Source organism: Arthrobacter sp. 05T47, from assembly GCF_056395825.1.
This window is the reverse complement of sequence record NZ_JBFTKG010000010.1, coordinates 1-16,650: the sequence shown is the minus strand read 5'-3', so window position 1 is coordinate 16,650 and position 16,650 is coordinate 1. Positions and strand designations below refer to the sequence as shown.

General features: G+C 66.1%; 15 protein-coding genes and 2 tRNA genes. 2 read left to right on the top strand and 15 right to left on the bottom strand.

The annotated features are described in order from the left end of the window. Positions 1–13: 13 nt before the first annotated feature. From AC1DEY_RS09475 to bcp, 6 genes are all read right to left on the bottom strand, one after another. Entirely contained in the window at positions 14–3,241 is a 3,228-nt protein-coding gene (locus tag AC1DEY_RS09475) for an efflux RND transporter permease subunit (RefSeq protein ID WP_476867723.1), read from the bottom strand. Between the two features lie 121 nt (positions 3,242–3,362). Next, the gene (locus AC1DEY_RS09470; RefSeq protein WP_476867722.1) at positions 3,363–4,865 is read right to left on the bottom strand and encodes a malate:quinone oxidoreductase; all 1,503 of its coding nucleotides are present in this window, start codon (positions 4,863–4,865) and stop codon (positions 3,363–3,365) included. Between the two features lie 78 nt (positions 4,866–4,943). Next, complete coding sequence (locus AC1DEY_RS09465) at positions 4,944–6,599, bottom strand: ABC transporter substrate-binding protein (protein ID WP_476867721.1); 1,656 nt, start codon at positions 6,597–6,599, stop codon at positions 4,944–4,946. A 243-nt stretch (positions 6,600–6,842) separates the two neighbouring features. Beyond that, entirely contained in the window at positions 6,843–7,517 is a 675-nt protein-coding gene (locus tag AC1DEY_RS09460) for a fasciclin domain-containing protein (protein WP_441407562.1), read from the bottom strand. A gap of 227 nt (positions 7,518–7,744) precedes the next feature. Beyond that, a tRNA-Leu gene (locus AC1DEY_RS09455) sits at positions 7,745–7,826 on the bottom strand. Between the two features lie 114 nt (positions 7,827–7,940). Then, complete coding sequence (bcp, locus tag AC1DEY_RS09450; RefSeq protein ID WP_476867720.1) at positions 7,941–8,414, bottom strand: thioredoxin-dependent thiol peroxidase; 474 nt, start codon at positions 8,412–8,414, stop codon at positions 7,941–7,943. A 109-nt stretch (positions 8,415–8,523) separates the two neighbouring features. Here bcp and AC1DEY_RS09445 point away from each other — a divergent pair, with 109 nt between their 5' ends. Then, complete coding sequence (locus AC1DEY_RS09445) at positions 8,524–9,024, top strand: MarR family winged helix-turn-helix transcriptional regulator (RefSeq protein ID WP_441407680.1); 501 nt, start codon at positions 8,524–8,526, stop codon at positions 9,022–9,024. Between the two features lie 19 nt (positions 9,025–9,043). Here the strand turns inward: AC1DEY_RS09445 and AC1DEY_RS09440 are convergent, their stop codons facing one another. Both AC1DEY_RS09440 and AC1DEY_RS09435 read right to left on the bottom strand, forming a co-directional pair. Then, positions 9,044–9,673, bottom strand: coding sequence for a DUF2510 domain-containing protein (locus AC1DEY_RS09440; RefSeq protein WP_476867719.1), 630 nt, complete (start codon positions 9,671–9,673; stop codon positions 9,044–9,046). Positions 9,674–9,793: 120 nt separating this feature from the next. Next, a complete protein-coding gene (locus AC1DEY_RS09435; protein WP_476867718.1) occupies positions 9,794–9,991 on the bottom strand; it encodes a hypothetical protein in 198 nt (65 codons plus the stop codon). 184 nt (positions 9,992–10,175) lie between these two features. On the opposite strand from AC1DEY_RS09435, the gene AC1DEY_RS09430 reads away from it, so the two are divergent. Next, complete coding sequence (locus tag AC1DEY_RS09430; protein WP_441407566.1) at positions 10,176–10,367, top strand: hypothetical protein; 192 nt, start codon at positions 10,176–10,178, stop codon at positions 10,365–10,367. 796 nt (positions 10,368–11,163) lie between these two features. On the opposite strand, the gene AC1DEY_RS09425 is transcribed toward AC1DEY_RS09430, so the two are convergent. From AC1DEY_RS09425 to AC1DEY_RS09395, 7 genes are all read right to left on the bottom strand, one after another. After that, the gene (locus AC1DEY_RS09425; protein ID WP_476867717.1) at positions 11,164–11,844 is read right to left on the bottom strand and encodes a hypothetical protein; all 681 of its coding nucleotides are present in this window, start codon (positions 11,842–11,844) and stop codon (positions 11,164–11,166) included. A gap of 89 nt (positions 11,845–11,933) precedes the next feature. Further along, the gene (locus AC1DEY_RS09420) at positions 11,934–12,776 is read right to left on the bottom strand and encodes an oxygenase MpaB family protein (RefSeq protein ID WP_476867716.1); all 843 of its coding nucleotides are present in this window, start codon (positions 12,774–12,776) and stop codon (positions 11,934–11,936) included. A gap of 25 nt (positions 12,777–12,801) precedes the next feature. Next, a complete protein-coding gene (locus AC1DEY_RS09415; protein WP_476867715.1) occupies positions 12,802–13,767 on the bottom strand; it encodes a hypothetical protein in 966 nt (321 codons plus the stop codon). Further along, a complete protein-coding gene (locus AC1DEY_RS09410) occupies positions 13,764–14,249 on the bottom strand; it encodes a hypothetical protein (protein WP_476867714.1) in 486 nt (161 codons plus the stop codon). The genes AC1DEY_RS09415 and AC1DEY_RS09410 overlap by 4 nt, the downstream gene beginning before the upstream one ends. Positions 14,250–14,510: 261 nt before the next feature. Then, positions 14,511–14,586, bottom strand: a tRNA-Lys gene (locus AC1DEY_RS09405). Between the two features lie 117 nt (positions 14,587–14,703). After that, entirely contained in the window at positions 14,704–15,765 is a 1,062-nt protein-coding gene (locus tag AC1DEY_RS09400) for a PQQ-dependent sugar dehydrogenase (protein WP_476867791.1), read from the bottom strand. A gap of 94 nt (positions 15,766–15,859) precedes the next feature. Then, positions 15,860–16,650, bottom strand: a 791-nt coding sequence (locus tag AC1DEY_RS09395) for a sunset domain-containing protein (protein WP_476867713.1), incomplete at its 5' end; no start/stop codon positions are given.

The following is a 16,650-nucleotide window of genomic DNA, read 5'->3' as shown; positions in this document are numbered from 1 at the left end:
AGCCCCGGAGTCCCTAGTGAGATCCGGTTGGCAGGGGGGCGTCTTCGGGGAAATCGTCCGGGAAGTCCGCGGCCGCGGCTGCCGGTGCGGAGTGGCGACCGCGGGGCAGGGACTTCTGCAACGCCTTGCGCTCACGCCGTCCTTCCACGAGCCGGTACAGTACCGGCACCAGGATCAGCGTCAGGGCCGTGGAGGAGATCAGGCCGCCGATGACCACGATCGCCAGGGGCTGGGAGATGAAACCGCCGCCGCCGGTCAGGCCCAGTGCCATTGGCGTCAGAGCGAACACCGTGGCCAGGGCTGTCATGAGGATCGGGCGGAGGCGCTGGCGGGCGCCGTGCGTGATCGCGTCCGCCACGGCCATCCCGGGCTCGCCGTTGCGGGGCTGGCGGTACTGGTTGATGAGGTCAATCAGCACAATCGCGTTGGTCACCACGATGCCAACGAGCATCAGCATGCCGATCAGTGACGGCAGTCCCAGCGGCACCCCGGTCACCACGAGCAGGGCGATGGCCCCGGTCGCCGCGAACGGGATGGAGACCAGCAGGATCAGCGGCTGAATGAGGGATTTGAACGCAGCCACCATGATCACGTAGACGATCGCGACGGCGGCCAGCAGCGCGAGCCCCAGCTGCCGGAACGAATCGGCCTGCTGCGTCGTGGCGCCGCCGATCGTGGCGGTGACCCCCGGCGGCAGCTGGACCGACTTGAGGCGGTTCTGCACTTCAGTGCTGACCGCGCCGAGGTTGGCGCCCGACGGCGTCACGGAGATCCGTGCGGTGCGCTGCCCGTTGCTGGCGGTGATGGAGACCGGTACGTCCACCTGTTCCACGGAAGCGATGCTGCCCAGCGGCACGGTGCCGGCCGCCGTCGGGAGCGGGATCGCGCGGACAGCGTCGATGCTCGTGAAGCGGGTACCGTCGCCAATCCGTACCGGGAAGTCGTTGGTGTCGATGCGGACTGTGCCGGCCGGGATCGGGCTGATCGTGGCGGCCAGGACCCCTGCCACGCGCTCTTCGTTCAGGCCGGCAGCGACGGCCTTGGCCCGGTCCACCTTGACCTGGACCACCGGCTGGCTGGCGGCCAGGTTGGTGGCCACCTCGCTGCTGCCGGGCACCCCGTCCATGGCCTTGACCATGGCGTCACTGGCGGCCCGGAGATCAGCCGTGGTGGCCGCCTTGAGGGTAATGTCCACGGTCGAGGACGTGCCGAAGCCGCCCTGCTGGGATCCGACGGTGATCTTGCCGGCGTCGCCGAGCTGGGCGAGCTGGCTGCGGACGGTGTCCTGGAGCTTGCCCTGGTTGGCCTTTTCGTCCGTCACCACCGTGAACGTCGAGTTCGACGCGCCGCTGGAGAGCAGGGCCGAGAAGCCGGTCTGGGCGTTGCCGGTAGTGGACTGGACGTCCTTGATCCCGTCGATGCCCCGCAGGACATCCTCAACCCGGATGGCCGAGGCGCTGGCCTCGGTGAGGCTGGTGCCGGCCGGCAGGACCTGCTTGACCGTCATGCTGTTCTCACCGGAGCGGCCCAGCAGGTCGGTGGCGAGCAGCGGGGACATCGCCACGGTTCCGCCGAGCACCAGGGCCGCGGCGATCAGCGTGAGGACCGGGTGCCGCTGGGTTCCGGCGAGGACGGGCAGGTACCCGCGCTGCAGGAGCGTGCGCTTCTCGGCCTCGTGCGCCCTGGCAGCAACGCCAGCGGCAGAACCGGCGCCAGCACCAGAACCAACGCCAGAATCAGCGCCAGAGCCGGCGGCGGAACCGGTGCCGGCGGGCGTGCGCAGGAACCAGTACGCCAGCACCGGCACGATGGTCAGGGAGACCAGCAGCGAGGAGATCAGGGCGATGGTCACCGTCAGGGCGAACGGCCGGAACAGCTCGCCGGCCAGATCGCCGACGAAGGCTATCGGCAGGAAGACAGCCACCGTGGTCAGTGTGGAGGCCGTGATGGCTCCAGCCACCTCGCGGATGGAGGTCAGGATCGCCGTGATCTTGGTTTCGCCGTAGCTCAGATGCCGTTTGATATTTTCGATGACCACGATCGAGTCGTCCACCACGCGGCCGATCGCGATGGTGAGCGCGCCCAGAGTCAGGATATTCAGCGAGTAGCCGGTGGCCGAGAGGCCGATGAACGTGATCAGCAGTGACAGCGGGATGGACACGGCCGTGACAAGGGTGGAGCGCACGGACATGAGGAACACCAGGATCACGGCGACGGCGAAGCCCAGGCCCAGCAGGCCCTCGGTGGTGAGATCCTTGATCGATTTCTCGATGAACGGCGCCTGGTCGAAGACCGGGGTGAACTTGGCGTTGGAGCCGAGCTCGGCCTCCAGTTGCGGGATGGCGTCCTTGACCGCGTGGGAGATCCCAACCGTGTCGCCGTCGGGCTTCTTGGTCACGGACAGGGCAAGGGTTTCCTTGCCGTTCGTGCGTGTGATGGACGTGCGGGCGTCCTCGACCAGGCTGACGTCGGCCACGCTGCCAATCGTCGCCGCATCGCGGGCCGAACCCAGCGGGAGGGCCTTGATGGCGTCGAGGGAATCCACCGGGCTGCCGATCTGCAGCGAGAGGGTCTTGCCCTGTTCCTCGACGGTGCCGGCCGGAACCAGCGCACCGTTGTTCTTCAGCGCGTCACTGATGGACTGGAGATTCGCGCCCGACGCCGCCAGGTCCCCGGGGCGCGGCAGGATCCGGATGTGCTCGGTGGCGCCGCCGGTGACGTCGGCGCCCCTGACGCCGTCGAGCTTCTGCAGCCGGGGGACACTGAGCCGGGCGAGGTCGGCGTTCAGTTCGCTGAGCGGCTTGTCCGAGGACACGGCCAGGAACACGATCGGGAAGTCGCTGATGCTCCCGGCGATCGCCTGCGGCTGGACGTCCTTGGGCAGGGCCTGCTTGGCGTTGGAGATGGCGCGGTCGATCTGGTTCCGCGCGCGGTCCAGGTTGGTGCCGTACGTGAACGCCAGGGTGATCTGGGAGACACCGTTCCGCGAGGTCGAGGACGTCGACTCCAGGCCCTCGACGCCGTTGAGCGCCGTTTCCAGCGGAGCGCTGATCTGCTTGTCCACGACTTCCGGCGACGCGCCGGGCATCGAGGAGATGACCGTGATCTGCGGGAACTCGATGGACGGAATGAGCTCCTGCTTCAGCGAGGACATCGTGATCACACCGAAAACCGACGCGAACACCGTGATCAGCGCGATCAGGGCCCGGTTGGCGAGGGACAGCTTTGCGAGCCGGAACATCTCATGGTCTCCTGGTGGGTCGGCGACGTCCTGCACTACAGGCCATCAAAGCGCAGGGACGTCAAAGAGTTGCAGCGGTCCCAAACCAGCAGTGTAAACCAGCCGCCGCCCCGCCCCGGACTTAGTTGTGGGCGGAGACCTGTTCGAGTTGCAGCGTCTTGGCCGTCTCGGCCTCCAGCTGTGCGGCGAGCTCAGGGTTGTCGTTGAGCTTGATGCCGTAGCCGGGCATCATGTCCTTGAGCTTCGACTGCCAGCCCTTGAAGTTCTTGGGGAAGGACTTCTGGAGCAGTTCGATCATGATCGGCACGGCCGTGGACGCGCCCGGGGACGCGCCAAGCAGGGCGCCGATGCTGCCGTCGCGTCCGGCGATGACCTCGGTGCCGAACTGCAGCACGCCGCCCTTCTTCGGGTCCTTCTTGATGATCTGGACCCGCTGGCCGGCCGTGATGAGCTCCCAGTCGCCGTCCTTGGCCTCGGGGTAGTACTCCCGCAGGGCCTCGACCTTGTCGCCGTGGCGTTTGGCGACCTCCTTGACGAGGTAGGCGGTGAGGTCCATGTTGTCCTTGGCCACGGCCAGCATCGGGATGATGTTGGAGGGGCGGATGGACAGCGGCAGGTCCAGGTAGGAGCCGTTCTTGAGGAAGTTGGTGGAGAACCCGGCGTAGGGGCCGAACAGCAGGGAGCGCTTGCCGTTGACGTAGCGGGTGTCCAGGTGCGGCACGGACATGGGCGGGGCGCCGACCGATGCCTGGCCGTAGACCTTTGCGCTGTGCTGGGCCGCGAGGCTCTCGTCGGTGCAGCGGAAGAACTGGCCGGAGACCGGGAAGCCGCCAAAGCCCTTGCTTTCCGGGATGCCGGAGGCCTGGAGCAGGTGCAGGGCGCCGCCGCCGGCACCGACAAACACGAACTTCGCGTGGATGGAGCCGTGTTCGCCGCTCTCGGGGTGCTTGAGCGACAGGTCCCAGCCGCCGTCGGACGCCCGCTTGATGTCGCTGACGTTGTGGCCGTAGTTGATTTCCACGCCGTTGTTGCCCAGGTAGGTGGTCAGCTCCCGGGTCAGGGCGCCGAAGTCGACGTCGGTGCCCTCGGCGGCGCGGGTTGCCGCGACCCGCTGTTTGGGGTCGCGGCCCTTGACGATCAGCGGGGCCCACTTGGCGATCTGGGCGTGGTCCTCGGAGTACTCCATCGAGCGGAACAGCGGGTTCGGCTTGAGTGCCTCGTAGCGGGTGCGCAGGAACTTGGTGTGGTCCTCGCCGATCACGAAGCTCATGTGCGGAACGGTGTTGATGAAGCCCTTGGGGGAGCCGATCAGGGAATTCGAGACCAGGTGGGACCAGAACTGGCGGGACAGCTGGAACTGCTCGTTGATGTTCAGGGCCTTGCCGGGGTCCACCGAGCCGTCTTTGGCTGCGGGGGAGTAATTAAGCTCACACAGGGCCGCGTGGCCGGTGCCGGCGTTGTTCCAGGGGCCGGAGCTTTCCAGTCCCGGCTCGTCGAGCTTCTCGAACAGGGAGATGGTCCAGTTCGGCTCAAGCTGCTTGATGAAAGCACCGAGAGTGGCACTCATGATGCCGCCGCCAATCAGGACGACGTCGGCATGTTGGGTCTTGGAAATGAAAGTCACAATCAGTCTCCGATAGCAGCGGCTCTGGCTGTCACAGAATATCCCGCACCGCCCACTAACTGAAATTGGCCCCGGGCGTCAAGGCTTTAGCTCGACCTTTGTGAAAACTTCATTAAGCACCGGGGACGCCGGGTACTTCAGGACCCTGTCTGAGAGCGCCAGAGCGGAGATCGGGTACGCGATGGGAACCGCCGGCACCGTGGCCGCGATCTGGGCATTGATCGTCTGGTATTCGGACGTGCGGTCCTTGCCGTCCGGCAATCCCCGGGCCCGGGCGATTTTGGAGAAGACCTGGGGATCCTGGTAGCCGAATTCGCCGGTGTTCTCGCCAAAGAGCGGGCCCACGAAGTTGTCAGGGTCCGAATACGAGCCGTTCCAGCCGAGCAGGTGGAGGGCGTGGTCACCCGGGGAGGTGACCTTCTGCAGGTAGCCGTCGGCCCAGTCCACGGGCACCGGCTTGATGTTGAGTCCGACGGCGGTGAGTTGCCGGCTGATTTCGGCGTACACCTTTTCGGGCGTCGGCAGGTACGGCCGGGTGACGTTGAGCGGATAGTAGAACTTCAGCTCCTCGCCCTTGTAGCCGGCTTCGGCGAGGAGTTCCTTGGCCTTATCCGGGTTGTAGCCGAGCGCGGCGGCGTTGTTGTTGAAGCCGCTGAGCTTGGGCGGAACAAACTGGGACGCCTGCGCTGTGTTGTCGATGAAGAAGCGGCGGATCAAGGTGTCCTTGTCCAGCGCCATCTCGATCGCCTGGCGCACCTTGAGGTTCTGCAGGATGGGGATTTCCTGGTTCATGCCCAGGTACATGACGGAGAAGGGGTCCCGCTGGATGATCTGTTTTCCACTCTTGACCAGCTGGTCGAAGTTGCCGACAGTGACGGCGTCGTAGGCGTCGATCTTGCCGTCCAGCAGTGCCTGCATCCGGGTCTGCGGGTGATCGTAGGTCACGAACTTGATGGTTCCGATCTGTCCCTTGTCCCCCCAATAGTCTTTGTTGCTGGTCAGGGTGATGCTGCCCGGGTCCCAGGAGCCGAAGACATACGGTCCGGTGCCCACCGGGTGGAGGCCGTAGGCGGACACCGGCTGGCCGCCGCGGCTCTGGTCCAGGACGTCCGCGTGCTGCGCGGCAAGTGCCTTGGGGGAAGAGATCGCGAAGGCGGGGAGGGTGAGGGCCTGGAGAAATCCCGTGAAGGGCTGGGTCAGGTCGATCCGCACATTGTCCGGAGCCACAGCGGTGCAGCCTTTGTAGATGGACAGGGGCGCCTGGTCCGCATGGGCCTTGAACACGCCCTTGAACGTGGTGCCGCTGGCCTCCTGGCGGAGGGCAGGAGAGAAGTTGAACCAGCGGTTGAAGTTGGTGCAGACGGCGGCGGCATCGAACGGCGTCCCATCCTGGAAGGTGACGTGCTCGCGCAGCTTGAACCCGTAGGTCCGGCCTTCATCGCTCTGGGACCACTCCGTGGCCAACAGCGGCGTGGGCTCGCCCGTGGTCTGGTCGACGCCCACAAGCCCCTCCAGGACCTGCCGAGTGACGCGATAGGACTCGACGTCGGAGACAAGGGCGGGATCGAGGCCCAGCGGATCCGAGCCGGTGCCGAAGGTGAACGCGGCGGTGGGCGCCGCGGCAGGAGCGGATGTGGGGGTCGCGGAGCTGGGTGCCGGGCCGAGGTTGCCCGTGCAGGACGCGAGCGGGAACACAAGGAGTGCGGCCCCGATGCTGGCGGCAATCTGCCGCATTGTCCTGCTGGGCACTGTACTGCTGGGCACTGAAAGAATCACCTCTGGGGAACTGGTTGGGCCGCCGGCTGCGGAACAGCCCCAGTCTAGTTGACAGCGGAGTCCGCCAGCTTTTGTGGCGCACCGGCACGCGCAGCACGTGCTTGCCAAAAGCGAAGGCCCGCACCTGCTGGTGCGGGCCTTCGCTTCTCCTAGTGGTCCAGGGAGTCAGGCTGGAGCCGGGACAGGAGTGCTTGAGTTTGACTACTTGGGCATCAGGACAGAGTCGACCATGTAGACCGTTGCGTTGGCGGTCTGGACGCCGCCGCAGACAACGTTGGCGCCGTCGACCTTGAGGGCGTCCTTGGTGCCGGTAACGGTCACCGAACCGCCTTCTACGGTCTTGTGGGTGCCGACGATCTGGTCCGGGGTGATCTTGCCCGGGACCACGTGGTAGGTCAGGATCTTGCTCAGGGTGGCGTCATCCGTCTTCAGGGCCTCGATTGTGGCCGGGTCGATCTTCTTGAAGGCGTCATCCGTCGGGGCGAAGACAGTGAATTCGCTGCCGTTCAGGGTGTCCACCAGGTTGACCTTGGGGTTGAGCTTGCCGGAAACGGCGGCGGTCAGCGTGGTGAGGATCGGGTTGTTGGAGGCGGCGGTGGCTACCGGGTCAAGGGCCATGCCCGAGACGGAGCCGGCACCGCTCGGAACCTGGGCGGCGTAAGCTGCGCAGCCGGGGCCGACGAGGTTGGCGGCCGGATCCATGGCTGCGGCGGAGGCGGTCGCCGACGGCGCCATGCTGGATGCCGACGGCGCGGCGGACGGTGCCGCAGAAGACGGTGCCGAGGAAGCGGAAGATCCGCCACAGGCCGTGAGGCTGAGCATAGCGGCAGCTGCGATACCTGCAACGGCGAACGTGGTGCGCTTGATGTTCTGCATTTTGGTTTCTCCTTTATTGTGCCGAATGTTGCCTGCGGCGGACGTTGCCGCTGTGGCCTTTCCCGACTGTTGGGCACCGACCCTTGGTTGGTGTCTCAATGGGTATTCGGCTGCTCGGAGGAAACGGATGGGTGGGGAATTGAAATTCTTTTTGAACACCCCCGAATGCCCTGAAAACCGCTGGAAAACACGAGAACCCCGGTCCGAAGACCGGGGTTCTCTCTGTGTGCGCAAGGGGGGACTTGAACCCCCACGCCCGAAGGCACAGGAACCTAAATCCTGCGTGTCTGCCAATTTCACCACTCGCGCGCGGCGCCGTCGTCGTCCGGGAATTGAACCCCGGCGGCTGGCGCCAGGCTCCATTGTACCTATTACCCGGTACCGATTACCCTCACGCTTTACTAGTGCGGCGTACGGCGTAGGTCAGGCGTCCAGCTTCAGGTCGCGGCGAAGTTTGGCTACGTGCCCGGTGGCGCGGACGTTGTACTGCGCGAGGGCCACACGCCCTGCGGCGTCGACGACGATCGTGGAGCGGATGAGGCCCTGGTAAGTCTTGCCGTAGTTTTTCTTCTCGCCCCACGCCGCATACGCGTCGGCGACGGAGTGGTCTTCGTCGGAGAGCAGCGGGAAGGTCAGGCCTTCGGCGGCCGCGAACGCGGCAAGCTTTCCGACGGGGTCGGGGGAGATGCCCACCACGTCGTAACCGGCGGACTGCAGGGAGGCGAGGGAGTCCCGGAAGTCGCAGGCCTGCTTGGTGCATCCCGGGGTTGAGGCCGCAGGGTAGAAGTAGATCACGGTCTTCCGGCCCCGGAAATCGCGCAGGCTGACGTCCTGTCCTTCGGCATTCTTGAGGGTGAAATCCGGTGCTGTGGCACCGGCGATGAGTCGCTCAGGCACGGGGGTCTCCTAGATCGGTTGGGTCGCAATACGGGCTGACCATCCAGCGTAGTGAGGCGATCGGCCCACGACGAATCCGCTGCTCGCTATACTCTTGGGTATGCCTGATATGGATCGCTGGCCCACGGGCCGCCTATTGTCCACGGCAGCACGTCTCGTAGAACACTCCTGGAACGAAAAATTGGGCGCCATTGGGCTGACCCATGCCGGGGTGATCGCCATGGAGGTGCTCTCGGCGAATGGGCCGATGACGCAAGCCCAATTGGCCCAACTCGTGCGGGTCCAGGCCCAGACCATGGGCAAGACGCTGAGTCGCCTGGAAGCGCACGGCCACATTTCGCGGCAGCGCAGCGCCTCTGACAGGCGCAGCCATGTGGTGTCGCTGACCGACCAGGGACGCCAAGCCGTGACAGCGGCCGCCGACATGGAACGCTCGGTGCTCGCCGCGACGCCCATTGACCCCGACGTGCTGCGCCAGGAACTCCAGGCCGTGGTCAGGGTGCTGGCAACAAGGTCAACTTCCGTGGAGGCCAAGGCCATCGTCACGTCCGCGGACCCGGCCGCCGCGGCCAATCCCGGTGCCGCGGCCGAGGCCGCCCCGCTTAACTAGCCGCTTATTAACTAGCCGCTCAGATTGTCACGGCCTGGTTTGCCAGGGTGGCCACGATGGCTGACATCTTGAGGCCCGTGAGCACCACCGTGAGCAGGGTGACGCCGATCATTGCCCAAAGCGGTGCGAGCCCGCGCCGCGGTGCCACTTCATGGACAATCACGGAGCGGCCGATCACGTAGAGCGCAAGGCTCAGGAAGACCCATGCCCAGTGGAACGGACGGACCACGCCGTCCTTGCGCAGCCTGTCCCAGTCCAGGTACGCCAGGAGCGCGGACACGCCATAGATCACGAAGCTCGTGGCCACCAGGATGAAGTAGGGAGCCGTGAAGATCGACGCCGGATCGAGCGTCTGGATCTGGCGGGGGCCCACGGTGCGCAGCCGGAATACCGGGTTCCAGAACATGAGCAGAATGAGCGACACGAGCGGAAGGGCCACAATGGTCCAGATGTACGCGTTGTAGACCGGTGTCTTGTCACTGATGCGCCTCCGCGGTGCCACCAGGCCTTGGGGCGGTGTCGCCTGGAACTGGCCTGCGTTCAACTGTCCGGTCCACGCCGTCCCGTTCCACCACCGAAGCCGGCCGGAGCCCGCGGGGTCTGGATACCAGCCGGGGCCAGGGGATGAAGCGTTGGGCGGGACGGTCATGGCGTTTCATCCTTTGCGGCGCGGCGCGTTCGCTTATTCAACGCACTCTTCGGTTCTGACTGGGTGCACATCTAGGACAGAGAGTACATGGGCGCGGCCGCAACGGCGGGTCAAGGGCCGTCAGCGGCGGTGGCCGGTGTTGTCAAGGCCGACGAAGTGCGACAGGCCGCTGGTCCTCCCGCGCCGGAAATCCCTGAGGGCCCTTTCGGACTCGGCGTTCGAGACCGTGCGCCGACGCCTGGATTTGTGCCGCACGTCACGGACGATGGTTGCGATCACGACGAGTGCGGCCGCGCCGCCGAAGATAAGCAACTCCAAGGTTCCCCCTTATGTTGGAGCGTTTCTCGATTCTAGCCGCGGGCCATGGCGGCCGGTAGGGGACCCGGACGTCTGGCGGGTCCCCTTGAAGGCCTGGCACTTACGCGGAAATGTCCAGCACCGAAGTATCGACGCGCCACCGGATCGGGAGGACGATTAAAGGGCCACACCATCAAGGAGGTCAATGATGTGCTACCCGTACAACAGGGATTTCCGGCGGGACACCACGAAGGATGCCGCGCGGGAAACTGAGGAACGCCCGGAGCCCCGGGTGGAGGCAAAGGAATCCAGGTTCTGGGGCTTCCCGCGCCGCAGCAAGGAGTTCACAGTCGAAGAGCCGGAGACAGTGGTCGACCGGCCCCGCGAGAAGGTCTAAGGACACGATGTGACCCGACCGGCCGCTGAACCACACATTTAGCTGAGACAGTGAAAATGTGGGTTCGGCGGCCGCTTCATGGCCGGGCCGGCCGGCGGAGGCCAATCGCCGCGGAGAGCCCAAGCAGGAGGCCACTGACCGCCAGCAAGGATCCGGCGACGCCGATCTGCCCGTCCGGTCCGGGATCACCAGCGCCGGCCGCGTCCGGCGGCTGCTCCGCTGAGGGGCCCGGACCCTGCCCCGCATCCCCGGTCGGGGACGCAGTCGTCCCCGACCCGGGAGCGGGCGTGGCTGTAGTCGGGACGGACGTCGTCGCAGGTTGAGCAGGCTTGCCGTCGCCCGCCGTCGAATCCTTGGGGCCTGAGGTTGGTGTCGCGGGTACCGGCGCGGGCTGGGCGGGTTGCCCTGCGGACGGTGTCTGTGACGGCGCCGGAGGCGGAGCGGCCCCGGAGGGTGACGGCGAAGCGCCGCCCGGACGCTTCGGGCTGGGCGCAGGGGAGGCAGGCGGCGGACTCGGCGTCGGCGAAGACGGACAGAATTTCACCGGGAGAAGGCCGGCCGGCCCACAAGGATCGGCCACTGCGGGCAACCCCAGAACGAGCGGCGCTGCCGCGAGCACGAGTGCCACGGCGGATGTATATGAGGCCTTCCGGATGGAGTTCATCCACACCATCGTATGGTTCCACCGACGGCCGGCTGGGAATCTCAACCCGGTGAGGCTCCTTTTCGCTGACAAAAAGGAACGGCAGAGGCCCGGCGGCCACGGTGGTCGCCAGGCCCCGAGCGGCGGTGGGCGCTAGCGCTGTCCGGGCGCTCCAGGCTCCTGTGGGTACGGCGGCTGCACCGGCTGTCCCTGGGGCGGGTACAGCCCCTGCTGTGGGTACTGGCCCTGCTGCGGATACGGGCCTTGCTGCGGCGGGTAAGGCTGGCCCTGGGCGTAGGGGAACTGGGCAGGTCCCTGTGGCTGCTGCACCGGGGCGTATGGCGCCTGCATGGGCATCCGGGCGAAGGTGGCCTTCCTGTCCTCCTCCCGTGCCCTGGCGCGGGCTTCGACTGCCCGCGCGGAGAAGAAGCGCTGGTGCCCGAGGTACACCACGACGAACAGGCCCACGGCCACGGAGAAGAACGCTACTGCCGTCACGCCGGACGTCAGGCCGCGCATCAGGCCGTAAATGAGGGTCAGCATGCCGCCCACGAGGAACCCGCCGGCGAACAAGGGCTTCCTCGACTCCGTCCAGATGCTGGCCCCCAGGATCAGGAGTGCGGAGGCGAGCGCCGCGATGGTCACGTTCCGGTTGTAGTCGTGCACCGCCGACTGGTGGGCTTCGATGGCCGCCTGCCGGGCCGCGGAGTCGAGATTAACCATGGAGGAGAGCTCGGGGGCCGGATAGAAGGTGGCGATGCCGAGGCCGACGAAGAGCACGATGATGATGCCCAGGCCGATCGAGTAGAGGACGCGCAGGGATTTTTCGGTCATAGCCCTATCATGCTTAGGCAATCAGGCGGAGTGGGGCAGGCGCGCCTTTTGCTTGGCTTCCCTCTGTGTGCGGCGGGCCGCCTCATACGTCAGTTTGCGCGCGGCCCGATCATGTCCAAGGTGTACCCGTCCGGGTACGCGGACAGGCTGCCGCCGGGCACAAATTTGGGCTCGGTCGGCAGGGGGCGCCGCCTGGCCTTGAGGGCCTGGAACCGCAGCACCGCGTTGAAGGGTAGGCGCAGCGCCGCCGGGGCAGGTTTCAGACCCAGAGCAACCGCGACCTGGGGTTTGTCCATCATCAGCGCCAGGATGGTCGGGGTGAACCGGCGAAGCCAGGTGGGGAAACGTCTGGCGAGGGCCGCGGCCGTCGCCTCGAGCAGCATTGCACCCTCGGGGCTCGGGCCCATGTTCCGGTCCTCGTACTCGTCCAGGAACCGTTCAGCCTCTGCGAAGGTGGCCGGGACGCCGTCGAGCCCCATCTGCCGGCCCAGCTCGACGTAGAAGTCCGTGGCGGCCCGCTTCTCCAGCTCGGTCAGCCGGCGCCAGCCGTGTCGATCGGTCCAGCGCAGCGGCAGGACAAGCATGGTCGTGAGGACGTAGACGAAGTCGTCCTGGGTGCCGGGCACTCCCCTGTGTACCCGGCGGAGCAGTTCGATCATGGCCTGGCTGCGTTCGTGGTCGAAGCCGTTGGCGATGATCTCGTGGATGACGATGCCGGTGTCGTAGGAGCGCTTCATTGGCCGGGACTTCATCTCCCCGGTCGCCGCCAGGGTCCGGGCTGTGGAGGGGATGGCGAAGTTGCGGTAATAGGCGACGAAAAAGCCCGAATGGATTTCAGCCTTGAAATCGAAGAGGACCATGTTCCGGTAGATCCCGTACATGTCCGTACCGCTAGGGCCTTTTTGGCGGGTTGGGTGCGTCAGAAGGTGCATGGGGGCTTTCTGTAGCTGCCGCAGGTTATGCCCGGGCAGGGGAGACATGGAGTTTTGATTCGACGGCGAGCACGTAGCTGCGCTCCTCCGCGGTCAGGAAGGTCGCCGAAGTGCCGGCAGCGAGCTCGGCGTCCCAGATTTCGACAATCATCCGGTGCAGCCTGTCCTGAACCGGTGCCTGGGGGTCGGCCTCAAGGGTCCGGTCAAGAGACGTGCTCTGCTGTGCTTTGGCCCGGATGGACTCGACGCGTGCGAGGGTTTCGGTGTTCCAGCGGTGCTGGTTTCTGCGGGCAGTCCTGCCGGCAACTGCCGGGATCGTGAGTCCGGCGCCGGCCAGGACGGTCGCGACCAGTTCCAGCTGGTGGTAGGGGAAGTCGGGCCTGACCAGTACGGCCAGGAACGTCAGGTGCCGGGACAGCAGGGAGAGGCACATCTCGGCCATCACCAGGAAGCCCATGATGCAGCCGGCGCCCAGCATGGAGAATCCGACTCGGAACGAGGGGCTCATTCGCGGGACATAGCGGAAGCAGATCACAGCAATTTCCGCGCTCATCGAGCAGATGAAGAGGGTGAGCATCAGTGAGAATAGGAGCGCCGGGAAGCGGTCCTCGTAGATGCCCCAGGCGGGGGTCGTGGTGGTGGGACCGGTGAGGAGGAAGAACGCTGTTTGCAGGGTCAGCGTGAGCGTCAGAGGCAGGGACCGCGTCCACCAGGACCGGCGGCCGCGGCCTTCCGGGGCGATGGCGGCGAATGCAGCGAGGCGCAGATACCACAGAGAGATGATCATCAGGGAGTTCAGGACCAGTTTGACCAGGTTCATCCCGCCCAGGGCCGTGTCGACGGGGACGTAGACAATCGGGGACATGAGCAAAGAGCCCATGCCTCCGTACACGGCACAGGAGAACACCAGGTCGGTCCGGTTGCGGCGCAGGGCGGGAATGCGGGCGACGGCGAGCAGGACCAGGGCTCCGGCCATGAGGAGCTGCGTCATCCGAAGACCGCCCCGAAGTTGCCCGGCTGCGTGTCAGGCTTCCGGCGGGAGCGGCGGATGCGGGACGCGAGCCGGTCCGCGAGGAGTTCGGCCGTCACCTCGAGCTCGTCGAAGAAATCGGTTCGCTTGAGGGCTGTGACGACGCGCTCCGGGTCGAGGTCCGGGAAGAAGGCGCTGGCGTAGCCGTGTGACAGGACTTCCTGTTCGTGACGGAGGATCATATGCGCGAACTCGTGGAGCACGATCTGCTGGCGGTGCACCTCCGATGCGGCCCTGGCATGCAGGATGAGATCCATGTCGTCCAGCCCGAACCACAGGCCGCAGACCTTGTCCGTGGGGGTGTTGTTGATGGGCTTGATGACGATCCGGCGTCCCCTGGTGGCCTCCAGATGGGCCTGGATGGAATGCATGGAGACTGGCTCATGAAGCCGCAGGCCCTCTTCCTCATTCCGCGCTCGCTCGCGGGCGACACTGTAGTCCATGGGCGCTGATCCTTGGGATGGTCCAATAGGGTTGGGAGTTCTCCTCCTCCAATGGAGGAGCGTATCAGTCCTGCTCAGCGACCTGCCCGGTGACCTGTGTGTCGGAAGTAGTGAAGTTCCTCCCTGCCAGGACGCATCTGACGCACCCGGGATTTACACACGTTTTGTCCCATTAACCCAGATATCCCCTCGGAGGGATCAAGGCAAAAAGAAAACCCCGCCTTCACCGGCCGTTAGGCTGGTGAAGGCGGGGTTTCTCTATGGTGCACCCCCCGGGACTCGAACCCGGAACCCATTGATTAAGAGTCAATTGCTCTGCCAGTTGAGCTAGAGGTGCATCTGTTGTTTTCGTTCATCGTGGGCTTTTTATTTCCCGCGTTGTTCTCCGCAACGACATGAAACTCTACACGAGTTTGGCTGTCGTGTGAAATCGAGCGGCGCGGAGTGGGTGCGGCTATCCGGGAAGGTCCAAAATCAGCGCGAAATCAGGGTTTTGGTTGTTGATGAGGAGCCACAGCCGGCCGTCAGGGGCGAGCGAAACGTTCCGGACCCGGCCGTACTTTTGCGTGAAATAGCTCACAGGTTCGTCGACGAATTCGCCCCGGAGGGGAACAACCCACAATCTTTGACCGCGCAGGGCACCCAAGTAGGCGGTGCTGCCGACAATTTCGAGGCCGCTGGGTGACGAATCCGCCGTCGACGGCCACACCACCTTGGCGTCCAGGAAGCCGGAGCGGTGCGGGGCGCCTGTCACTTCCGGCCAGCCGTAGTTGCCGCCCGGCACTATCAGGTTGAGCTCGTCGTTGACGTCGGGGCCGAATTCGCTGGCCCAGAGCCGGCCGGCGCTGTCCCAGGCAAGTCCTTGCACGTTCCGGTGGCCAAGGCTGTAGACCGGGTTATCGCCAAACGGGTTTCCCGGTGCCGGCCGGCCGTCTGCTGTGAGGCGGAGGATCTTTCCGCCGAGCGCCCTGCTGTCCTGTGGCTGCTCGCGGCGCTGGGAGTCGCCCGTCCCCACATACAGGAAGCCGTCCGGTCCAAAGCGGATTCGTCCGCCGTTATGCGTTCCGGCCTTCGGAATGCCCGTGAAAACTGTCTCCAGGGCACCGAGCTCCAACCGGCCGTCACGCTGCTCCAGCCGCATGCGGGCGATCCTGTTGTCCGTCGCCGCGGTGAAGTAGGCGTAGAGATACCGGTCCGCGGCAAAGTTTGGCGAAAGGGCAAGGCCCAGGAGGCCGCCTTCTCCGCCGGGTACGACGCCGGGCACCTGGCCAAGCGTTCCCAGCGCCCCGCCGCTGACGGTCCGGAGCAGTGCGGTGTCGCGTTCGGAGATGACCGCGGTGCCGTCGGGAAGGTAAACCGTGGACCACGGCAGGTGCAGGCCGTCGATCCGGCCCGCAACCTTGGGCTCGCCCGCTGCGCCGGCTGTGGCGGTCGCGGTGCGGTCTCCTGGCTGAACCACGGGAGGGGAGGTGCCGCTGCCAGTACAGGCGCTGAGGAAAAGCAGGACAACAATCAGGGCAGTCACCCGGGCCGTTGCCCTCACAGGGAAGCTTGGGGGCGTAACCAAACTGCGGGGCGCCTCAGGACCGGACGCCGGCCCGGACGGCCAGCTACTGCCGGGTCCGGCGCGGAGGCCGAAAGCCGGCTGCTTCGGCATGAGCGGCCGAGAGGAACCACACCTCTGCCCGAGTTTCCTCATACGAAGGACTGGTCTCGTCGTGGTAGACCATCGACGATGCATTGCCCTTGACTGTGAAGCCCTCAGGACCACTCCCATCGGCCGCCGGTGCCGCTGATCCTTCACCATAGGGCTGCTCAGTGGCCAGGTGGCCGGTGGGCTCGGCCGTGTGGCTGGCGGAGGCCTCCGCCGCCGCGGACGAGGCGGCCATCTGCCGGGTTTCTGCGTCAGCGAGGGGCGCTGCCGGAGCCTCGGGGACGGGGGCTTCAGCCATCGCCGGTTCCGGCGTGCTAATGCCAGTGCCAGTGCCAGTTCCGGTGTCCGCGGCGGTTCCAGTGGCCTCGTCCTCGCCCGGTTCCGCGGCTGCCGATTCTGCTCCGGGCAGGGTCGGCGCGTGGGGTTCGGTGTATTCGGGATGGTGGACGGGGAGGCCCTCCGCTGGAGCCGTTTCCGCGGCCGCTCCGGGTTCGGCTCCCGCCGCAACGTGTGCGCCGCGGGTCGGATCGATATGGGCCGGGGCGGCATGCGCATCCGACGGCGGAGCAGTTTCGGACCACTGCGTCTCCCACTCGGCGTTCTCCGGGGTTCCGGCCGCTTCTGCGGCTGGTCCGGCGGCCGGCTCGCTCGAAGGCGCGGCTGTGGCCGCCGCGGCTGCTTCCGGCGCCACCAGAGGGGCCGCCTGGTGCTCTGCCTCCTCCGGGGCAGCCGCGGCCGGCTCGGGCG

What these genes read in the sequence shown, in the direction of transcription:
- AC1DEY_RS09420 (WP_476867716.1), bottom strand. Translation starts at nt 12,776, where the DNA reads ATGCACCTTCTGACGCACCCAACCCGCCAAAAAGGCCCTAGCGGTACG.
- AC1DEY_RS09475 (WP_476867723.1), bottom strand. Translation starts at nt 3,241, where the DNA reads ATGTTCCGGCTCGCAAAGCTGTCCCTCGCCAACCGGGCCCTGATCGCG.
- AC1DEY_RS09445 (WP_441407680.1), top strand. Translation starts at nt 8,524, where the DNA reads ATGGATCGCTGGCCCACGGGCCGCCTATTGTCCACGGCAGCACGTCTC.
- AC1DEY_RS09465 (WP_476867721.1), bottom strand. Translation starts at nt 6,599, where the DNA reads ATGCGGCAGATTGCCGCCAGCATCGGGGCCGCACTCCTTGTGTTCCCG.
- AC1DEY_RS09410 (WP_476867714.1), bottom strand. Translation starts at nt 14,249, where the DNA reads ATGGACTACAGTGTCGCCCGCGAGCGAGCGCGGAATGAGGAAGAGGGC.
- AC1DEY_RS09460 (WP_441407562.1), bottom strand. Translation starts at nt 7,517, where the DNA reads ATGCAGAACATCAAGCGCACCACGTTCGCCGTTGCAGGTATCGCAGCT.
- AC1DEY_RS09440 (WP_476867719.1), bottom strand. Translation starts at nt 9,673, where the DNA reads ATGACCGTCCCGCCCAACGCTTCATCCCCTGGCCCCGGCTGGTATCCA.
- AC1DEY_RS09415 (WP_476867715.1), bottom strand. Translation starts at nt 13,767, where the DNA reads ATGACGCAGCTCCTCATGGCCGGAGCCCTGGTCCTGCTCGCCGTCGCC.
- AC1DEY_RS09430 (WP_441407566.1), top strand. Translation starts at nt 10,176, where the DNA reads ATGATGTGCTACCCGTACAACAGGGATTTCCGGCGGGACACCACGAAG.
- AC1DEY_RS09425 (WP_476867717.1), bottom strand. Translation starts at nt 11,844, where the DNA reads ATGACCGAAAAATCCCTGCGCGTCCTCTACTCGATCGGCCTGGGCATC.